Consider the following 3,918-nt stretch of genomic DNA (forward strand, 5'->3'; position numbering starts at 1 on the left):
GGCTTGCGCCCGGACAAAGGCGTCGCTATTACCCCGGCCATCGGTCCCGGATAGCTCAGCGGTAGAGCAATCGACTGTTAATCGATTGGTCGCAGGTTCGAATCCTGCTCCGGGAGCCAACACTTCTTACATTCATGAAATTGATGCCCGTGTGCCATCTCCTCTACGAGGGGGCGGCAGCGTGTCGGCTCGCGATTTCAGAATCTTATGCGCTTTTGCTGATCCGAGCTCTCGGCATGTCGGCGCGTAATGCGCGTCCGCCCTTGCGCGATCCCCTCACCACGATCCGCCGAGGTTCGTTGATCAGGGCGTGGCCGCCAGGCGCCGATCGACGGCGCGGGCGCGGAGCTGCCTGTAGAGGATGGGCCGAGCCCTCTCGATGTCATGATCAGGATCGAGGGATCGCTGAGCGATCGCTATTGGGCAGAATGACCGAATCCAAACCGGTCTGATTCAGAGGCCGCGATCGCAGATCAATCGAGATGTCGCCGGCAGAATCCTGCCGGTCGAATCTTGGCCGGATTGCCTCGCGACGACGCCGTCAGGTCGTCTGTGGATGCGGCGCGCATGTGCTCCTCAGCTGTGAGAACTCGCTGCAGCCGAACCGGTGTCCTGCCGCGGCCATCTTGCCTTTTGCGACCGCCTCGAACAAAAGCTGAGGACGGCGAACACGCGCCGCGCAGACGGAGATTGAGGATATGGACAGCTTCACCGAGCTGCGCCGGATGATGGTCGATTGCCAGTTGCGGACCTATGACGTGACGGACCGTGCGGTTCTCACGGCTGCCGACCGCGTTCCGCGCGAAGCATTTCTTCCCGCCGAACTCTCCCACCTTGCCTATCTMGATCAGTCTGTCGCCTTGCCGGGTACGAGCCGGGCGCTGATGACGCCGATGGTGATCGTGCGGATGATCCAGATGCTCGGCATTCAGCCTGGCGAGCGCGTGCTCGAATATGGCGGCGGCACGGGATATGGCGCTGCATTGATGTCGGATATGGGCGCGGTCGCCACGCTTTGGGAGCCTGATGCGGCTGCCCTGGATCAGGCTCGTGGCGCGCTTGCGCTGGCTGGCGCTGTTGGCGTCACGCTCAGCGCCACACGGCCTGCCGAATCTCATTTCGACGCGATTCTCGTCAGCGGCGCCTGCGAGACCGTTCCAGAGAGCCTTTTTGGTCTCGTCAACGATAACGGCCGGCTGATCCTGGTCGAGGGGCAGGGGCGGGCCGCGCGGGTGCAGCTTTATCAAAAGAGCGCCCAAACCATGTCGGCGAGGCCGGTTTTCGATGCTGCCGCGCCTGTTTTGGAAGAATTCCGCCGCGTTCCGAGTTTCGAATTTTGATTCGGCAGTGTCGCATTTATGCGGCACTGCGCCATGGAAACGATTGTTCGCGCCTTGGTGAGATTGGCGCGGGCCGCGGCTCCGGGTATGAATCACTACAACTATGCCGAGGCTGGGGCGATGCCTGGGCGAGACTTGAGTCCGCACAAGAGGCGTCCACGTGAACGAAAAAGAAATTAGGCGGAAGTCGGCCGGATACGGTCTCGCTGCGGTTCTGGCCACCGTTTTGGCCGCCAGCCAGATCACGACGGCTTCTGCGCAGACGATGGATGCATCGCTGGCGCGGGCCTATAATGGCAACCCGACGCTGAATTCGCAGCGCGCCTTGGTGCGCGCCACCAACGAGAACGTGCCCCAGGCACTGTCCGGCTACCGGCCGCGCATCACCGCCTCGGCGGATATCGGCGCGAGCCTGCTTGACGCCAATCAGCCCGGACAGGGCAACAGCACGTCCCGCCTGGCGCCGCGTGGCGCAGGCGTCCAGATCGACCAGAACATCTTCGACGGTGGCAAGACCCGCAGCTCTGTCAGCCAGGCGGAATCGCAGGTGCTGGGTGCGCGGGCGACGTTGCGCAATACCGAGCAGAACGTGCTGCTCGATGCCGCCACGTCCTACATGAACGTGCTGCGCGACACGGCGATTCTCAGTTTGAACCGCAACAACGTCGAGGTTCTCGAGGAGCAGCTGCGCCAGACGCGCGACCGATTTCAAGTCGGTGAAGTAACCCGGACCGACGTGGCGCAGGCAGAAGCCCGGCTGTCGCAGGCGCAATCCGCGGAGATTCTGGCGGAATCGAACCTCAAGACCAGCATCGCGMGCTTCCGCCAGAATGTCGGTGTCGAGCCAAAGCAGCTCGCGCCTGGACGTCCCATCGAGAACCTGCTGCCGAAGTCGCTGCCGGCCGCGCTTGACATCGCGTTGGTCGGGCATCCTGCGGTCATCGCGGCTCTGCACGGCGTCGATGCGGCGGAGTTGCAGGTGAAGGTCACGGAAGCGGACCTCTATCCGACCGTGGGTGTGCGCGGCTTGGTCGCGCAGCGCTATGACAGCCAGCTTTTTGGTGACAATCGCTTCTCGGCGAGCGCTGTGGCGACGCTGACAATCCCGATCTATGAGGGCGGCCAGGTCTACTCACGGACCCGGCAGGCCAAGGAGACGGCCGGCCAGCGCCGGATCGACGTCGACACGTCGCGCGACACCGTGCGTGCTGCGGTCGTCTCCGCCTGGGGCGCCCTTGATGCCGCCAAGGCGCAGATCATTGCGGCTCAGGCACAGGTTCAGGCGGCTGAGACCGCGCTTGCAGGCGTCCGCGAGGAGGCCAAGGTCGGTCAGCGTACCACGCTCGACGTGCTCAACGCGCAGCAGGAACTKGTGATTGCCCGGTCGACGCTGGTGACGGCGCAGCGAGATCGGGTCGTCGCATCCTATGCCGTGCTTTCGGCCGTCGGCCGGCTTTCGGCTGAGACGCTGAAGCTCAAGACCGCGGTCTACGACTCCCGCAAGCATTACGATCAGGTCAAGGGTCTGCTCTGGGGCACCCAGGTTCCTGACGGCCGCTGAGACAGCCTTGACGGTTAACGACGGGGGCTGCGGCCCCCGTTTCTGTTGTGGTCCGCCCGCTCTGTTGTGCAGCGGGCTTGCGCGCTGATCGATGGGAGACATTCCGGCAACAGACCGGATTTCTCCTGTGGGTGGGCCGGAACCTGCCTTGCTTGGCGCTCTTTGCGTGGAATACTCAACGTTGGGGCTGCGTTTGATTCGATCCGCGCGCCCGGTGTCGAGTGGTCGGACCCAGCATGAGCGCGCAACCCAAGCCCAACGAACCGTCGATGGAGGAGATTCTCGCCTCCATCCGCCGGATCATCGCGGATGACGAGGTCAAGCCCGCCGAGGCTAGCGCACCTGCGCCGACGCCAGAGCCGCCACCCGCGGCGCCCCAGTTGCAGCTCGTCGAGGAGATCGATGACGACGTGCTCGATCTCGGAGCCGAGGCGAGCCTGGTCGTATCACCGGCGATGGCTGAGCCCGAGCCTCCGGCCGTGGCCATTCAGCCCAGCCTGGATGTCGATTTCCTCGAAGCGGCCGAGCCCGAGTTCAAGCCGGAGCCGCAATCGGAGCCGCCGGCGCAGATGTTCGTGCCGCCAGCCTTCGTCCCGGCACAGTCCGCGCCGCCATCGCTCGATATGGCTGCTCTGATTTCGGAACAGGCCGGCTCCGCCGTGAACAATGCCTTCGGTGCGCTCGCCCACACAGTCCTGACCAACAACGCGCGTACGCTCGAGGATCTGGTCAAGGACATGCTGAAGCCGATGCTCAAGACCTGGCTCGACGACAATCTGCCGACCATGGTGGAACGTCTGGTGCGCGCCGAAATCGAACGCGTCGCCCGCGGTAACCGGCACTGAGGCATTTCCCGCTCACCAAGACGAGGTTGGTCGGCTAAGGTATCGGCCTGAAAGGTGGATTGCAGTCTCGATGCAACCACAGAAGGTCGGTTCATCCGCCCGGATACGAAATCCAGTCCGATGATCTAACGCCCGCGCAGCCGTCCGTGGACCCGTTGGGGCACTCGGATGT

Annotated in this window: 3 protein-coding genes and 1 tRNA gene; all 4 read left to right on the forward strand. The window is 63.8% G+C overall.

The window, feature by feature from the left end; translation table 11 throughout:
• Positions 1 to 44: 44 nt before the first annotated feature.
• The 4 genes from AC1DJT_RS34960 (at position 45) to AC1DJT_RS34975 (ending at position 3,746) form a co-directional block, all read left to right on the forward strand.
• Positions 45 to 119: transfer RNA gene (locus AC1DJT_RS34960), tRNA-Asn, on the forward strand.
• A gap of 579 nt (positions 120 to 698) precedes the next feature.
• Positions 699 to 1,340: a protein-L-isoaspartate O-methyltransferase family protein gene (locus AC1DJT_RS34965; protein WP_441489887.1), complete on the forward strand. Its 642-nt coding sequence runs from the start codon at positions 699 to 701 to the stop codon at positions 1,338 to 1,340.
• 160 nt (positions 1,341 to 1,500) lie between these two features.
• Positions 1,501 to 2,901 carry a TolC family outer membrane protein gene (locus AC1DJT_RS34970; RefSeq protein WP_476835888.1) on the forward strand — a complete coding sequence of 467 codons (1,401 nt, stop codon included), beginning with the start codon at positions 1,501 to 1,503 and terminating at the stop codon, positions 2,899 to 2,901.
• Between the two features lie 236 nt (positions 2,902 to 3,137).
• Positions 3,138 to 3,746, forward strand: coding sequence for a PopZ family protein (locus AC1DJT_RS34975; protein WP_476768614.1), 609 nt, complete (start codon positions 3,138 to 3,140; stop codon positions 3,744 to 3,746).
• Positions 3,747 to 3,918 lie beyond the last annotated feature (172 nt).

It is taken from the genome of Allobosea sp. 05T422_2 (genome assembly GCF_056396265.1).